General features: G+C 70.0%; 16 protein-coding genes. 9 read left to right on the plus strand and 7 right to left on the minus strand.

The window, feature by feature from the left end; translation table 11 throughout:
- Window positions 1-204 precede the first annotated feature (204 nt).
- Both AL346_RS03485 and AL346_RS03490 read left to right on the plus strand, forming a co-directional pair.
- Window positions 205-855, plus strand: a complete 651-nt coding sequence (locus AL346_RS03485) for a DUF1007 family protein (protein WP_245258955.1) — start codon at window positions 205-207, stop codon at window positions 853-855.
- Window positions 852-1,877 carry a nickel/cobalt transporter gene (locus tag AL346_RS03490; protein ID WP_019404281.1) on the plus strand — a complete coding sequence of 342 codons (1,026 nt, stop codon included), beginning with the start codon at window positions 852-854 and terminating at the stop codon, window positions 1,875-1,877. The genes AL346_RS03485 and AL346_RS03490 overlap by 4 nt, the downstream gene beginning before the upstream one ends.
- Window positions 1,878-1,883: 6 nt before the next feature.
- Here the strand turns inward: AL346_RS03490 and AL346_RS03495 are convergent, their stop codons facing one another.
- From AL346_RS03495 to nthA, 3 genes are read right to left on the minus strand one after another with little or no spacing between them, the layout of a single operon-like run.
- Entirely contained in the window at window positions 1,884-2,270 is a 387-nt protein-coding gene (locus AL346_RS03495) for a nitrile hydratase accessory protein (RefSeq protein WP_019404280.1), read from the minus strand.
- Window positions 2,267-2,932, minus strand: a complete 666-nt coding sequence (nthB, locus tag AL346_RS03500; RefSeq protein ID WP_019404279.1) for a nitrile hydratase subunit beta — start codon at window positions 2,930-2,932, stop codon at window positions 2,267-2,269. Before nthB ends, AL346_RS03495 begins: the two co-directional genes overlap by 4 nt.
- On the minus strand, window positions 2,929-3,579 hold the full coding sequence (nthA, locus tag AL346_RS03505) for a nitrile hydratase subunit alpha (protein WP_019404278.1): 651 nt from the start codon (window positions 3,577-3,579) through the stop codon (window positions 2,929-2,931). The genes nthB and nthA overlap by 4 nt, the downstream gene beginning before the upstream one ends.
- Window positions 3,580-3,781: 202 nt before the next feature.
- Here nthA and AL346_RS03510 point away from each other — a divergent pair, with 202 nt between their 5' ends.
- Entirely contained in the window at window positions 3,782-4,318 is a 537-nt protein-coding gene (locus tag AL346_RS03510; RefSeq protein WP_019404277.1) for a TRAP transporter small permease subunit, read from the plus strand.
- A 29-nt stretch (window positions 4,319-4,347) separates the two neighbouring features.
- Window positions 4,348-5,892 (plus strand): TRAP transporter large permease subunit, encoded by a 1,545-nt coding sequence (locus tag AL346_RS03515; protein ID WP_053194015.1) that lies wholly within the window; start codon window positions 4,348-4,350, stop codon window positions 5,890-5,892.
- Window positions 5,893-5,935: 43 nt separating this feature from the next.
- On the opposite strand, the gene AL346_RS03520 is transcribed toward AL346_RS03515, so the two are convergent.
- Complete coding sequence (locus AL346_RS03520; RefSeq protein ID WP_019404275.1) at window positions 5,936-6,658, minus strand: DUF1045 domain-containing protein; 723 nt, start codon at window positions 6,656-6,658, stop codon at window positions 5,936-5,938.
- A 216-nt stretch (window positions 6,659-6,874) separates the two neighbouring features.
- On the opposite strand from AL346_RS03520, the gene AL346_RS03525 reads away from it, so the two are divergent.
- On the plus strand, window positions 6,875-7,132 hold the full coding sequence (locus tag AL346_RS03525; protein ID WP_019404274.1) for a hypothetical protein: 258 nt from the start codon (window positions 6,875-6,877) through the stop codon (window positions 7,130-7,132).
- A gap of 11 nt (window positions 7,133-7,143) precedes the next feature.
- Here AL346_RS03525 and AL346_RS03530 read toward each other — a convergent pair whose 3' ends face one another.
- From AL346_RS03530 to AL346_RS03540, 3 genes are all read right to left on the minus strand, one after another.
- Complete coding sequence (locus AL346_RS03530; protein ID WP_019404273.1) at window positions 7,144-7,557, minus strand: DUF1850 domain-containing protein; 414 nt, start codon at window positions 7,555-7,557, stop codon at window positions 7,144-7,146.
- Window positions 7,515-9,488, minus strand: coding sequence for a TRAP transporter fused permease subunit (locus AL346_RS03535; protein WP_245258957.1), 1,974 nt, complete (start codon window positions 9,486-9,488; stop codon window positions 7,515-7,517). Before AL346_RS03535 ends, AL346_RS03530 begins: the two co-directional genes overlap by 43 nt.
- Window positions 9,489-10,041: 553 nt before the next feature.
- A complete protein-coding gene (locus AL346_RS03540) occupies window positions 10,042-11,004 on the minus strand; it encodes a TAXI family TRAP transporter solute-binding subunit (protein WP_019404271.1) in 963 nt (320 codons plus the stop codon).
- Between the two features lie 256 nt (window positions 11,005-11,260).
- Between AL346_RS03540 and AL346_RS03545 the strand changes: the two genes are divergently transcribed.
- The 4 genes from AL346_RS03545 to AL346_RS03555 all read left to right on the plus strand — a co-directional run bounded on the left by AL346_RS03545 (window position 11,261) and on the right by AL346_RS03555 (window position 15,018).
- Window positions 11,261-12,844: a glucan biosynthesis protein gene (locus tag AL346_RS03545; RefSeq protein WP_019404270.1), complete on the plus strand. Its 1,584-nt coding sequence runs from the start codon at window positions 11,261-11,263 to the stop codon at window positions 12,842-12,844.
- Between the two features lie 364 nt (window positions 12,845-13,208).
- A complete protein-coding gene (locus tag AL346_RS24940) occupies window positions 13,209-13,364 on the plus strand; it encodes a hypothetical protein (RefSeq protein WP_156332670.1) in 156 nt (51 codons plus the stop codon).
- Between the two features lie 4 nt (window positions 13,365-13,368).
- Window positions 13,369-14,142 (plus strand): zinc ABC transporter ATP-binding protein AztA, encoded by a 774-nt coding sequence (gene aztA, locus AL346_RS03550; RefSeq protein ID WP_019404268.1) that lies wholly within the window; start codon window positions 13,369-13,371, stop codon window positions 14,140-14,142.
- A gap of 6 nt (window positions 14,143-14,148) precedes the next feature.
- A complete protein-coding gene (locus AL346_RS03555) occupies window positions 14,149-15,018 on the plus strand; it encodes a metal ABC transporter permease (RefSeq protein WP_019404267.1) in 870 nt (289 codons plus the stop codon).
- Window positions 15,019-15,027: the final 9 nt, after the last annotated feature.

A 15,027-nucleotide genomic window follows, 5' to 3' on the forward strand; every position in this document is an offset into this window, starting at 1 on the left:
ACGAGATGAGAATGGTTCCAGTTGGAGGCGCTTCCCAACTCACCGGCGCCTCCATTTCGCCCCACTCGCACCGACATGTGATAGAAACGGAAGCGATGCTCTCGCACCTGCGTGCAAGATCGCAAGCAATGGTTAACCCTGTCGACCGAGGCTCGACGGAACGCTTTGCGCTCGCTCGGATGAAATGACGGCGACATGACCCCGATGATCAAACGCCCTGCCGCCGCGATCGCAGCGGCCCTCATCACGGTGCTCGCCGCAGCACCCGCCGCCGCCCATCCGCATGTCTGGGTGACGGCGCGCAGCGAGGTGCTCTATGACGGCAAGGGGGAGATGACCGGCGTGCGCCACGTCTGGACCTTCGACGCGGCCTATTCGGCCTTCGCCGTGCAGGGCCTCGACAAGGACGGAGACGGCAAGATCTCGCCCGACGAGCTCAAGGAACTCGCCGAGGTCAACGTCGAATCCCTCAACGAGTACGACTACTTCACGGTCGCCAAGGCGAACGGCGCCAAGGTCGCCTTCGCCGACCCCAGGGACTACGGCCTTACCTACGACAACGGCGCCCTGACGCTCACCTTCACGCTGCCCACGGCGAAGCCCGCGCGCGCCGACAAGCTGCTGTCGCTCGAGGTCTACGACCCGACCTATTTCGTCTCCTTCGCCATGGCGGAGGGCGATGACGCCGTGCGGCTCGCCGGCGGCCCGAGCGGCTGCAAGACCAACGTCACCCGCCCGAAGACGCCGGATCCGGCCAAGATGCAGGAATTGTCGGAGAGCTTCTTCGAGAACCTCAGCGCGAACTCGACCTTCGGGGCCGATTTCGCCAACCGCGTGCTCGTGGCCTGCCCGTGACGAGCCTCGGCCTGGCAGGAGCGACGGCAGGGCCGCGCCTCGTGGCGCGCCGGCTCGTCGTGGCGATCGTCGCTGTGGCGGTGGTCGCGGGCGTGCTCGCGCTCATCGCCCACCTCCTGCAGGGGAGCGCGACACCTGCGCCGCCGGCGCGCAACCCCTTCGGCACCGGCCTGCGCGAGGCCGCCCCCGAACCGACGGGTTTCGGCGCCTTTATCCTCGCCGTCCAGAGCCAGTACTACCGCCAGCTCACCGCCGCCGTGCAGGCGATGAAACAGGATGGCGCCGCCTTCTGGAGCCTCGTCGCCATCGGCTTCGCCTATGGCGTCTTCCATGCCGCCGGTCCGGGCCACGGCAAGGGCGTCATCTCCGGCTACATCGTGGCCAGCGGCCGCTCGCTGAAGCGGGGCGTCGGCCTCAGCTTCGCCGCCGCCCTCGTGCAGGCGCTGGTCGCCATCGCGCTCATCGCCGTGCTCGCCCTCGCGCTCAACGCCACCGCGCGTTCCATCAACGAAACCGCGCGCCTCGTGGAACTCGCGAGCTTCGCCGCGGTCGCGCTGATGGGGGCCGCCGTGCTGTGGCGCAAGGCGGGCCGCTTCGTCGCCATCGGCCTGCCGCAGGCCGGCGCCGCATCCTGCGACGACGACTGCGGCCACGTGCACATCCCCCCGCCGGAGGCGCTCGACCGGATGCGCGACTGGCGCGAGATGGCGGGCATCGCCATCGCCGCCGGCATCCGCCCCTGTTCGGGGGCGCTCATCGTCCTCGTCTTCGCCCTGTCGCAGGGCCTCTTCGCCGCCGGCGTCGCCGCGACGCTCGCCATGGCGCTCGGCACGGCCCTGACGACCGGGGCGCTCGCGGCCCTCGCCGTCTTCGCCAAGGCACTCGCGCTGCGGCTCGCAGGCGGGCGCGGCCTCACGGGCGCGCGCATCGTCGGGGGGCTCGAGGTCCTTGCCGGAGCCTTCGTCCTCGTGCTCGGCCTTGCCCTCCTCGCCGGCCTGTGGGCCGGCGCCGCGCCGAGCTGAACGGCCTCACGCCGGGGCCAGCGGATCGTTTTCGAGCAGGATGGGCCGTCCGTGCGGCGTCGCCCGTGCGGCCCTGTCCCAGGCGGCGCAGCGCTCGGCAAGCGCCTCGGGCGCGGCGACGCCCTTCTCGGCGACGAGCCTCTCCAGCGCCGCGAGCCAATGGTGGTAATAGCTGTCGCCGAGGTCGGGATCACCCGCCGCCTGCGCGCGGCGGATCTCCTGCGACAACGCCTCGGCCCATTCGCTCCAGGTGAAGAGCCCGGCCTCGTTGAGCGCCACCGCCATGGCGAAGGCCTCGGCCTCCCACGGCTCGCGGAAGACGGGCCCGTCCGCGTCCCGCGCCACCGGCGTGATGCCGCAGACGGCATCGAGCAGTGCATCCGCAGCGCTCATGCCGCCGCTCCTTCGAGATAGCTCTCCCAGGCGTCGATCGAGACGGTGAGCGTCGCATCGCCGTCCGCGCCCCACAGCTCCGCGCCCGAGAAGGCGACGGTGTAGAGCCACTGCGGACACTCGCCCTTGCCGTGCGCGTGCGTGTCGGGAAAGACGAAGACGCCGTTGACGCGCGCGATGGTGCCGACCTTGCCGCGGGCATAGCGCGGCAGGCGCGTGTGGCCGGCGGGGTGCATCACCTTCGTGCGCACCCGCTCGCCCACCGCGAAGCGGGCGGTCGCCTCGGGCGGCCGGTCGTACTGCGTGCCCCGGGCGAGCACGGCGGGCACGTCCGCGGCCTTCAGCACGCGCTGGCCGGGATCGCCCGGCGCCAGCGCCCGGCCGGCCGCCAGCTCTTCCGCCGTCACCAGCCCGCGGGCGAGCAGCAGCTTCTCCAGCCCCTTGATCCAGATCTCGTAGTAGCTCGACGACAGGTAGTCGGCCGGGTTCAGCGTCTCGCGCGCATGCCGGCTCGCATCGATGTTCCACGCGCCCATGGCGCCGGCGGCGAGGGTGACGGCGAGCGCCCGCTTCTCCCAAGGAGCGTGGAAGCGCACGTCCTCCGGCTCCGGCTCCACGGGGCCGAAGCCCATCATGCCGCCGAGGTCCTGCGCGCCGTTCATGGCCGCAACTCCTCAAGCGTGCGGGCAAGGCCCGTGCCGATCATCGAATCGCGTGTCACCAGCCGCGCCAGCGCCTCCTCGTCCCAGCCCGCGGTGCCGGCCGGGCGCATGGGGATGACGAGATAGCGCGTCTCGGCCGTCGAATCCCACACGCGGATACGCGTCGCCGCGGGCAGCGTGATGCCGAAATCGGCCAGCACGCCGCGCGGGTCGATGACCGCGCGCGAGCGGTAGGGCGCCGACTTGTACCAGACTGGCGGCAGGCCCAGCACCGGCCACGGATAGCAGGAGCACAAGGTACAGACGACGAGGTTGTGTTCCTCCGCCGTGTTCTCGACGGCGACCATGTGCTCGCCCTGGCGGCCGGTGAAGCCGAGCGAATGGATCGCCGCCGTCGCATCCGTGCGCAGCCAGGCACGGTACTCCTCGTCCGCCCAGGCCTTGGCCACCACCCGCGCGCCGTTGCGCGGGCCGATCTTCGTCTCATAGGTCTCGATCAGCACGTCGAGCGCGGCGGGATCGACATAGCCCTTCTCGACCAAAATCGATTCCAGCGCCCTGACGCGCAGCGCCATGGGCGAGAGCTCGCTGCCCTCGTGATCGTGGTCGTGATCATCGTGGTGATGGCCGTGGGAATGCTCGTGCATGGCGCCTCGCACCGAAGGGCAGGATCGGCGGCGATCATAGCGCCCGCTCGCCGGGGGAGCGAGCCCGTTCCGGTCCTGCCTCCCCTTCCCACGCGCCGCCTTTCCCCCGTGTTGGTGATTGACCCGCGGCCGCTTCCCCCCTAGTCCCTCGCCTGCACGTCCCTCGCTTTCAAGTCCCGCTCCCTGCCGCACGAGAGTTCCCGTGCCGAACGCCCAGCCCGAACGCCCACTGCCCGCACGCCTCGCCGCCGCGCTCGAGGTGCCGGTCCTCGCCATCGGCAACATCGTATCCTGGTGCGCCATCCTGATGGTGGTCGTCGAATTCGCCGTCGTGCTCATGCGCTATGTCTTCGGCATCGGCTTCATCGCCCTGCAGGAGAGCGTCATCTACCTGCATGCCGCCACCTTCATGCTGGCCTCGGGCGCTGTGCTGGCGCGGGACGGGCACGTGCGCGTCGATGTCGTCTACAGCCGGCTCGGCCCCCGCTCGCGGGCGCTCGTCGACCTGCTCGGGGCGCTCCTCTTCGTCGTACCGCTGGCGCTGCTGACCTTCGACGTCGCCCTGCCCTATGTCACGCGCTCCTGGGCCATCCTCGAAGGCTCGCGCGAGACGAGCGGCCTGCCGTTCGTCTACCTGCTCAAGACCCTGATCCCCGCCTTTGCCGTGCTTCTCGCCGTTGAGGGCATCGCCATGGCGCTCAAGGCGCTCGCCGCGCTCACAACCGGCAGGGAGCGTTGAGCGTGCTCCACGACATCCTCGGCCTTGCCATGTTCGGCAGCGCCTTCGCGCTGCTCCTCACCGGTTTTCCCGTCGCCTTCGCGCTCGCGGGCTGCGCGCTCGTCTTCTTCGCCATCGGCCTGATGACCGGGGCGATACCCTATGCCTTCCTGCAGGCATTTCCCCAGCGCATCTACGGCATCATGACCAACGACGTGCTGGTCGCCATCCCGCTCTTCGTGCTGATGGGCGTGGTGCTGGAGCGCTCGCGCGTCGCGGAGGAGCTGATCGACACCTGCGCCCGCCTGTTCGGCGCCGTGCGCGGTGGGCTCGGCCTCTCGATCTTCCTCGTCGGCGCGCTCCTTGCCGCGACGACCGGCGTCGTCGGCGCCACCGTCGTCACCATGGGGCTGATGGCCCTGCCGCCGATGCTGCGCCACGGCTATTCGCGCTCGCTGGCGGCGGGCTCCGTCGCGGCCGCCGGCACGCTCGGCCAGATCATCCCGCCGTCCATCGTGCTCGTCGTGCTCGGCGATCAGCTCGGCACGGCCTATCAGAGCGCCCAGCTCGCGCTCGGCAATTTCGCGCCGGAGACCGTGTCGGTCGGCGACCTCTTCGCCGGCGCGGTCGTTCCCGGCCTGCTGCTCGTCCTGCTCTACGTGCTCTATCAGGTGCTCGTCGCCTGGCTGCGGCCCGCGCTTGCGCCGGCCCTGCCGCCCGAGGCGCGCGACCTCGGCCCCTCGCCGGTCGCAACCGTCGTGCGCGCGGTCGTGCCGACGGTGGCGCTCATCGTCGCCGTGCTCGGCTCGATCCTCGGCGGCGTGGCGACGCCGACGGAGGCGGCGGCCGTCGGCGCGGTCGGCGCCATCCTCATCGCCGCCGACCGACGCGGGCGCAGGAGTGCCCTCGTCGCGCGCTCCACCGCCGCCGCGCTGCTCGCTCTCCTCGTCCTCACCGCCTTCGTCGACCTGCGCCTCGGGCGCGAGGTCGTGACAGCGGGCCAGTCCGCCGGCATCCTCGTCGCGGCGGCGCTGTGCGCGCTCGTCGCGGCGGGCCTCCTCCACGCCCTCTGGCGGCTCGCGACGGAGGGGCTCCTCAAGACCATCGCCCGCGGCACGACGGACGTGACGGCGATGATCTTCGCCATCCTCATCGGCGCGACGCTGTTCAGCCTCGTCTTCCGCGGCCTCGGCGGCGAGGACCTCGTCAAGGATGCCCTCTCGGCCATGCCGGGCGGCCCGGCGGGAGCGGTGCTCCTCGTCATGGCCGTGATGTTCTTCCTCGGCTTCTTCCTCGACTTTCTCGAGATCGTCTTCGTCGTCGTGCCGATCGTCGCCCCCGCGCTGCTGCAGATGGAGGGCATCGATCCCGTCTGGCTCGGCGTGATGATGGCGGTGAACCTGCAGACCTCGTTCCTCACCCCGCCCTTCGGGCCGACGCTGTTCTACCTGCGCGGCGTCGCCCCGCCGGAGGTGCGCACCGCCGATATCTACAGGGGCGTCGCGCCCTTCGTCGCCATCCAGCTCGCCGTGCTCGCCATCCTATGGCTGTTCCCCGCGCTCGCGACGGCCCTGCCGCGGGCGCTCTACGGCTAGAGCCCGGACTGATCGGCTTGATTCAACCCGATCGGATCCGGCTCTAAGCGCCGAGGGCGGCGCGGCCGACGATGCGGAAGCGCTCGCCCGGCCCGTCCTGCCGGCAGAGGGCGAGCGCATCGACGAGGACGTCCGCCGGCGGCACGTGCTCCGCATAGGCGAGGGCGAGCGCCGCCTCGGTGCGCGCCACGTCCTCGCGCGGCACGCGCCCGGTCAGCGTCATGTGGAAGCGGAATTCCTCGAGCACATAAGGGTAGCCGTAGGTCTCGAGATGCTGCCGCTGGCGTTCGGAGAGCGTCTCCGGCCGGCGCTTGGCGATCTCGTCGCCGTTCGCTGGTGCGCGGAAAGGCTCGAAGGCGGGGACGAGCGCCCGCTCCAGCTGCGCGAGCTCCGCGGATGGCCGGGCCTCGACGAGCGCGAGGAACGCCCCTTCCGCCGGCCGCCGGCCGATGGCCGTCAGGATGAGGCGCGGCAGGGTGAAGGCCGGCCGCGCCTCGGCGAAGTCGACGAGAGCCGCGATGAGGTCGCTCTCGGCCTGGCCCTCGGCCAGGCGGAACGGCGCCTTCAGCGTGGCGTGGAAGGCATAGCGCCGCGGCTCCTCCGTCAGCCTGTGGAAGGCCTCCGCATCGAGGCCGCGCGGCACGATCTGCGGCACCTCCTCGCCCGTCGCCCCGTCATAACCGAGGATGCCGGAGCCGAAACGCCACAGCGGATCGTCGGAATGGGGCGCGAAATAGATGGCGTAACGCGAACCGTTGGATGACATCTCACCACTCGTTTCGGGAATGGTTGCGGGGAGCTTGGCGATTCGGCCGGGCGTGCGAGCGAGTGCACCGTTAAGCCATAGAGCGGCCGGGGCTCTTTCGCCAGCCGCCGCGACGAGGCCGAAAGCCGAGGCCTCTTGCCTTTCGCCGCCGCCATGCTGTAGTGCCAAGACCGTGACGTCACCATGAAGCCGCCGCGCGGCACGGGGAAGACAGAAGTGGCTGAAGCGCAGAAGGCCCGCACCTCCCGCACCCTCGTCACGCTCATCAGCGTGGCCGTGCTCGTCGGCACCGAGGTGTTCGCCGTCGCCATCGCGGCCGGCTGGGCCATTGCCGGCATCTTCGAGCTCGGCCAGACCGTCGGCTATGTGCTGATGGGCCTCTTCGCCCTCGTCGGCCTGTGGGCGATGGTCGGCTTCATGCGCCAGGCCGCGCGAGCCGAGGGTGCCCACGGGGCCGGCGGCCACAAGGCTTGATCATGGCCTGATCAGGGCCGGTCGCACGCCCGCAGCGTCACCGGATCGGCTGCCTGCGGCACGAGCCGCTCGAGCGGCCTGCACGCCCCTTCCACGCAGAGATACCAGTCCGCCACCGCCTGCGAGCGCCGCATGACGACCATGTCCTGCGGCGGCAGCGACGGTGTCCAGCGCCAGAAGCCATCGATCAGCCGGGCGTCCGGCGCCGGGTCCATGCCCGCGCCGGAACCCTTGACGCGCGCTTCCGCGATGACGAGACCCTGCTCCGTCAGCCGCCAGTCCTCCTCCCACACGGTCTTTTCCACCGAATGGGTCCAGCCGAGCGTCAGGGCGGCCGTGCCGAGATGCACGACGAGCCCCGCCGCCGCGAGGCACAGGCCGCTCACGCGGCCGAGGCCGGCCGTGCCCCGCGGCGCGTGCGCCACCAGTGCCAGCCGAGCACCACGGCCGCGAGCGCGAAGCCGATCTCGTCGGTCATCGACAAGGCCGCGAAGAGCGACAGCGCGGCGATGGTCGCGACGACGCGCTCCCATGTCTGCAGCGGCGACCAGAGGTAGCCGATGGAGGCGATGCCCCACAGGCCGATGGCGAGGCCGGTCTTGAAGATCATGTAGCTGACGTCGAGCCAGTAGGCGGCGCCCGAGAGGCCCGCCACCGGCTGCAGCATCAGCGCCGGATCGTAGACCGCCATGTAGGGGATGACGAAGCCGGGCAGCGCGATGCGCAGCGCCTGGAAGCCGATGCGGAAGCCGTTGTCCTTGGCGATGGGAGCCGCCGCGAAGGCGGCGAGCGCCACCGGCGGCGTCAGGTCCGCCATGATGCCGAAGTAGAACACGAACATGTGGCTGACGATCAGCGGCACGCCGAGCTCGAGCAGCGCCGGCGCCGCCAGCGACGAGGTGATGATGTAGTTCGGGATGGTCGGGATGCCCATGCCGAGCAGCAGGCTCACGAACATCGTCAGCACCAGCGATAGCGCGAGCGAGCCCTTGCCAATGGATACGACCCAGTTGCCGAAGATGGTGCCGATGCCCGTCAGCGTCATCGTGCCGATGACGATGCCGACGACGGCGCAGGCGAGGCCCACGGGCAGCGCCTGGCGGGCACCCTCGGCGAGCGCGTCGCGGCACGCCGCCAGCGTCTCGACGCCGCCGCGCACGAAGAGGCTGGCGACCACGAGGACGGCGACGAGGCCGAGGATGACGAGGACGCCCCAGATCAGGAAAGTCGCGGCGAGAAGGCCGAGGCCGACCCAGAACACGACGCGCACCACCTCGTGCACGAGACCGGCCGCGACGGCCGCCCCGAGGATCAGCACTACCGTGAGGGCAAGCCCGACCGAGCCCGAGAAGAGAGGCGTATAGCCGGCGAAGAGGAGGTAAACGAGCACCGCCAGCGGCAGCACCAGGTACCACTTCGAGGTGAAGGCCTTGAAGGCGTTGGGCAGCTCCGCCTTCGGCATGCCGGTGAGCCCGCAGCGTCCGGCCTCCAGATGCACGGCCCAGAAGGCCGAGGCGAAATAGAGGACTGCGGGCACGACGGCGGCCTGCACCACCTCGGCATAGGGCACGCCGATGGTCTCGGCCATGATGAAGGCGACCGCGCCCATGACCGGCGGCATGATCTGCCCGCCCATCGAGGCCGTCGCCTCGACGCCGCCGGCGAAGGCGGACCGGTAGCCGAAGCGCTTCATGAGCGGGATGGTGAACTGCCCCGTCGAGACGACATTGGCGACCCCCGAGCCGGAGATGGTCCCCATCAGCGCCGAGGAGAAGACGGACACCTTGGCCGGACCGCCGCGGGCGCCGCCGAAGAGCCCCATCGCCACGTCCGTGAACAGCTGGATCATCCCCGCCCGCTCCAGGAAGGAGCCGAACAGGATGAACAGGAAGATGTAGGTCGCCGACACGGCCGTCGGCACCGCATAGAGCCCCTCGGTGCCGAAGGACATGTGCTCGACGACCTGCTCGAGGGTGTAGCCGCGATGGTCGAAGGGCGCCGGCAGGTAGTTTCCGAAGAGGCAGTAGGCGAGGAAGATCCCCGCCACGATCGGCAGGGCCGGCCCCATCACGCGCCAGACGAGGACGAACAGGATGACGATGGCGGCGATGCCGACGACGAAATCCGACGGGATGAGCTCGCCCGCGCGCACCACGAGGTCGAAATAGAAGACCCAGTGGTAGAGCCCGACGAGGAAGCCGCCGATGCCGAGCGCCCAGGCGATCGCGCGGCCCCACGGCGTCTGCGAGCGGTGCATGGCGAGCAGGCCGCCGGCGACGAGGCAGAGAAAGCCGACGTGGATGGTGCGCACGATCTGGCTCGGCACGCCGCCGCCGAATCGCGACAGCAGCACCATCGTCAGGGCGAGCGGCACGAAGGCATAGAGCGCCTCGGCGACCGGGCGGCCGCGCGCGGCATCGACCGCGATCTTCACGGCCCACAGGGCGAAGACGGCGCCGGTGACGACGATGAGGTCGACGCCCGGCAGGAAATCGCGGTCGAGCGGGATGCCGAAGGCCGTGACGATCTGGAAGAAGGAGAACGCGACGGCGATCCAGAAGAGGATCCGGGCCGTCGCACCGGCGCCGAACCCCTCGGGCATCCCGTGTTCGGCGTTCACCGTCGCTGCAGCCTCACGGCCGGCCGTTTCTGCCATTGTCTACTCCCGAAGCGAAGCACCCGCCCCTGTTCGCGGCGCGTGCCGCGGCCGTGGGAGAGCGCCAGTACCCTTCTTCCCGACACGGCCCGCGCCTGCCGGTTTTCGTGCGCCGTCTCAACACCACCCATGCCGAATTTGCAAGGGCCCGATGCCGCGAACGAATATCGCCGCCGCGTGGGGGAGCACGAAACCAGCCATGAAAAAAGCGGGCGCAAGGCCCGCTTTTCCACCGTGCCGTCCGTCGAACGGCTTATTGGGACACGCCCTTTTCCTTGAAGAAGCGCTCTGCGCCCGGGTGGAGCGGCACCGGCATGCCGCCGAGGGCGTCCTCGATCTTGATCGCCTTGGCCGCGCTGTGGGCCGCCGCGAGCTGATCGAGGTTCTCGTAGATCGTCTTCGTCATCGCATAGGCGAGATCGTCGGAGACATCCTCGCGGGTGACGAGGAAGTTGACGACCGCAGCGGTCGGCACGTCGCCCGCCTGGCCGTTGTAGGTGCCCGCCGGGATCGTGCCGGCGATGTAGGGCGCGCCGACCTTCTCGACCACGTCGGCCGGGATCTCCACGACCGTGATGTCGACCGAGGCGGCGAGGTCGCGGATCGAGGCGACGCCGAGGCCGGCCGACTGCAGCGTGGCGTCGAGCTGGCGGTTCTTCATCAGCTCGACCGATTCGGCGAAGGGCAGATACTCCACCTTGCCGAGATCGTTGTAGCCGAGGCCGGCCGCCTCCAGGATGGCGCGGGCGTTGAGCTCGGTGCCCGACTTCGGCGCGCCGACCGACAGGCGCTTGCCCTTGAGGTCGGCCAGGGTCTTGATGCCCGATTCCTTGGACGCGACGATCTGGATGTAGTTGGGATAGATCGCGGTGATGCCGCGCAGCTTGTCGAGCTTGCCCTTGAAGCCGGCTTCCGTATCGCCTTCCCAGGCCAGCTTGACGCTGTCACCGAGCGCGAAGGCGATTTCGCCCTTGCCCTGCTGCAGCAGGTTGAGGTTCTCGACCGAGGCCTTGGTCGCCTGCACCGACGGCCGGGTGTCCGGGATCTTCTCCGCATAGATCTTCGACAGGGCGACGCCGAGCGGATAGTACACGCCCGAGGTGCCGCCGGTGAGCACGTTGATGAACTCGGCCGAGCGGGCCGGCAGGCTCGAAGCCATCAGCACGGCCGTGAGTGCCGCAGCTCCTGCAGTCATCGTCTTCATGAAGCGACGCATCTTCCCTCCTCCCGGAATGCGTTGAGCGGACGCGGCCTCGCGAGGCCGCGCCCCCGTCGAGTTCAGAGTTATCCATGGCGACGGCAGCAAGCTCAAGTCTTCAGCGCCGGAAGCGCACGGTTTTCGCCATTCCCCCGCCATCTTCCCCGCGATAACCCAATCATGCCGTTGCCGCCTTGCGGGGATGACAAGGCGGCACCGCGGCACCACATGGCCTGAGAGCCCGACCCACGACGCCACAACGAGCGCCCGACGCATGATCGACAGACGTACGCTTCTTGCTTCCGCTGCCGCCACCGCCGGCCTTGCGGCAACGGGATTTGCCCCAGCCGCGCTCGCGGCCCAGGGCCTGAAGTTCGGCAACGAGGCACCGTTCTCCTTCGACGCGCTCGTGGCGCGGGCCGAAGCAATGGCCAAGCGCCCCTACAAGGCCCCGCCGGCGCCGCCGTCCGACATCCTCGAGCGCATCGACTACGACGCCCACGGCAAGATCCGCTTCAAGCCCGACTATGCGCTCTTCGCCGATGGGCCCGGCCAGTTCCCCGTCACCTTCTTCCACCTCGGCCGCTACTTCCAGAGCCCGGTGCGCATGCATGTCGTCGCCAACGGCAAGGCGCGCGAGATCGTCTACGACGAGCGCTATTTCGACATGCCGGCGGACAGTCCGGCGCATGAACTGCCGGCCGGATCGGGCTTCGCGGGCTTCCGCTTCCAGGAAAGCCGCTTCGGCACCGATCCGAAGCGCGACTGGCGCGGCAACGACTGGGTCGCCTTCCTCGGTGCCTCCTACTTCCGCGCCATCGGCGCCCTCTACCAGTACGGCCTGTCGGCGCGCGGCATCGCGCTCGAGGTGGCCGTCGCCGGCAAGCCGGAGGAATTTCCCGCCTTCACCCACGTCTATTTCGACACGCCGGCGGACGGCAGCGACACGGTCACGGTCTGCTGCCTGCTGGACGGGCCGAGCATCTCCGGCGCCTACCGCTTCGTCATGCAGCGCGGCGAGGGCGTGCTGATGGATATCGACAGCACGCTCTTCCTGCGCAGCGACGTCACCCGCTTCGGCCTGGCGCCCCTGACGTCGATGTACTGGTACTCGGAGACCGTGAAGCCGACGGCCGTCGACTGGCGCCCGGAGATCCACGATTCCGACGGCCTTGCCCTGTGGACCGGGGCCGGCGAGCACATCTGGCGGCCGCTCAACAATCCGCCGCGCACCATCGCCTCCGCCTTCCAGGACGAGAACCCGCGCGGCTTCGGCCTCCTGCAGCGCGACCGCGCCTTCGACCACTATCTCGACGGCGTCTTCTACGACCGGCGGCCGAGCCTGTGGGTGGAGCCGAAGGGCGACTGGGGCAAGGGCGCCGTCGAGCTCATCGAGATCCCGACGGACGACGAGATCCACGACAACATCGTCGCCATGTGGGTGCCGCGCGAGCCTGCGAAGGCGGGCACGCGCCACGACCTCTCCTACCGCCTGCACTGGCTCGCCGACGAGCCCTTTCCGACGACCCTCGGCCGCTGCGTCGCCACGCGCCTCGGCAACGGCGGCCAGCCGGGCCAGCCGCGCCCGGCGGGCGTGCGCAAGTTCATGCTCGAGTTCCGCGGCCCGCCGCTCGCGACCATTCCCTTCGGCGAGGAGCCCGAGCCCGTGCTCTGGGCCTCGCGCGGCAGCTTCTCCTACATCCTCGCCGAGGCCCTGCCCAACGACGTGCCCGGCCACTGGCGCGTGCAGTTCGACCTCACCGTCGAGGGCACCGAGCCGGTCGAGATGCGCTGCTTCCTGAAGCTCGGCGACCAGGTGCTGACCGAGACCTGGCTCTACCAGTACCACCCGTTCTGAGCGGCAGCGGGGATCCCCCGCACAACCTCGTTTCCCGGACGCATTGAGCGAAGCGGAATGCGAGCCGGGATCCAGCGCATGATCGGCCGAAGGCACCGTATGAATAGGCCCCGGCTCAGCACCGCATCATTTCATGCTGCGGTGCGTCCGGGGCACGAGGGTGTGTGGGGGGCTGGAGCGCGTGCCGGACGAGCGCAGCCTCGTTTGCCGGACGCATGGAGCGTGAGCGGAATGCGAGCCCGCATCCAGCGCTTGAAACGCGCCGAGGGCGCCGAACCATGATGTCCCCGGAACATTCCCAGCGGCGCCCTGACGCGGCCCCGCATGCTTGCAATGTTATAGTAGAACATCTAATTCAATGGTCATGACGCATTCGCACGCGCATCGCCACCACCATCACCATGCCGAAGCGGCGCAGCCGACCATGTCGCTGCTGCGCATGTCGGCGCTGACGCGCCTTGCCGGCGCGGGTGCGGTGCTCGTGCTGCTGTGGATCGCCGTTTTGTCCGTGCTGGATTGAGCCCATGACCGATGCCGCGCGCACAAGCGACGCCATCCGCTTCGAGAACCTGACGCTCGGCTACGACCGGCACCCGGCCGTGCACCATCTCGACGGCGCCTTGGCGAGCGGCAGCCTGACGGCTGTCGTCGGGCCGAACGGCGCCGGCAAGTCCACCCTGCTCAAGGGCATCGTGGGGGCGCTGCCGCCGTTGTCCGGCCATATCCGCCTGTCGCTCGGCACGCCGCGCGGGGCGAAGGCCCGCATCGCCTATCTGCCGCAGGCGGCCGACATCGACCGCAGCTTCCCCATCACCGTCTACGACCTCGTCTGCGTCGGGCTGTGGAGCCGCGCCGGCCTGTTCGGCGGCATCGGCCGCAAGGACCGGGTGCGGATCGAGGAGGCGCTCGCCGCCGTCGGCCTCACCGGCTTCGAGAAGCGCACCATCGGCACGCTCTCCGGCGGGCAGATGCAGCGGGCGCTCTTTGCCCGCCTCCTGTTGCAGGATGCCGACATCATCCTGCTCGACGAGCCCTTCACCGCCATCGACGCCCGCACCACGGCGGACCTTCTCGCCCTCGTGCGCCGCTGGCACGACGAGGGGCGCACGGTCGTCGCCGTGCTGCACGACATGGAGATGGTGCGCCAGGCCTTCCCGCGCACGCTCCTGCTGGCGCGCGAGCCGGTGGCCTGGGGCGAGACGGACGAGGTGCTGACGGCCGAGAACCTGCTGCGGGCCCGCCACCTCGTCGAGGCCTTCGACACGCATGCGCCGATCTGCGCACGCGACGCGGCCTGAGCGGCGATGCTCTACGACCTTCTCATCGACCCCTTCGTGGAATTCGATTTCATGCGCCGGGCCCTCGTCGGGGCCGCCGCCCTTGCCTTGTCGGGCGGCCCGGTCGGCGTCTTCCTGATGCTGCGCCGCATGAGCCTGACGGGCGACGCGATGGCCCATGCCATCCTGCCCGGTGCCGCCGTCGGCTTCCTCCTCTACGGCCTGTCGCTGCCGGCGATGACCATCGGCGGGCTCGCCGCCGGCTTCGCGGTGGCGCTCGCCGCGGGCCTCGTCGCGCGCACGACGGCGCTGAAGGAGGACGCGGCCCTCGCCGCCTTCTACCTCATCTCGCTCGCACTCGGCGTGACGCTCGTCTCGCTGCGCGGCTCCAATGTCGACCTGCTGCACGTCCTCTTCGGCACGGTGCTCGCGCTCGACGATGCGACGCTCCTGCTCGTCGCCGGCATCGCCACCGTGACCCTCGCCGCCCTGGCGGTCCTCTACCGGCCGCTGGTGCTGGAATGCGTCGATCCAGGTTTCCTGCGCTCGGTGAGCCGCGCGGGAGCCGTCGCGCATCTCGCCTTTCTCGCGCTCGTCGTGATCAATCTCGTCGGCGGCTTTCACGCCCTCGGCACCCTGCTCGCCGTCGGCATGATGATGCTGCCGGCCGCGAGCGCCCGCTTCTGGAGCGGCGACATCACCGTGATGATCGGCGTCTCCACGCTCGTCGGCATGCTGTCCGGCGCGGCCGGGCTCATCCTGTCCTACCACACCGGCCTGCCGGCCGGCCCGTCCATCATCCTCGTCGCGGGCGGCGCCTATATCGCCTCGCTCTTCGTCGGCCCCGTCGACGGCCTCCTGTGGCGCCTCGTGCCGGGACGACATCTCGAAGCCTGAAATCACCGC

Source organism: Chelatococcus sp. CO-6, from assembly GCF_001271345.1.
In the GTDB taxonomy this organism is placed as follows: Bacteria; Pseudomonadota; Alphaproteobacteria; order Rhizobiales; family Beijerinckiaceae; genus Chelatococcus_A; species Chelatococcus_A caeni.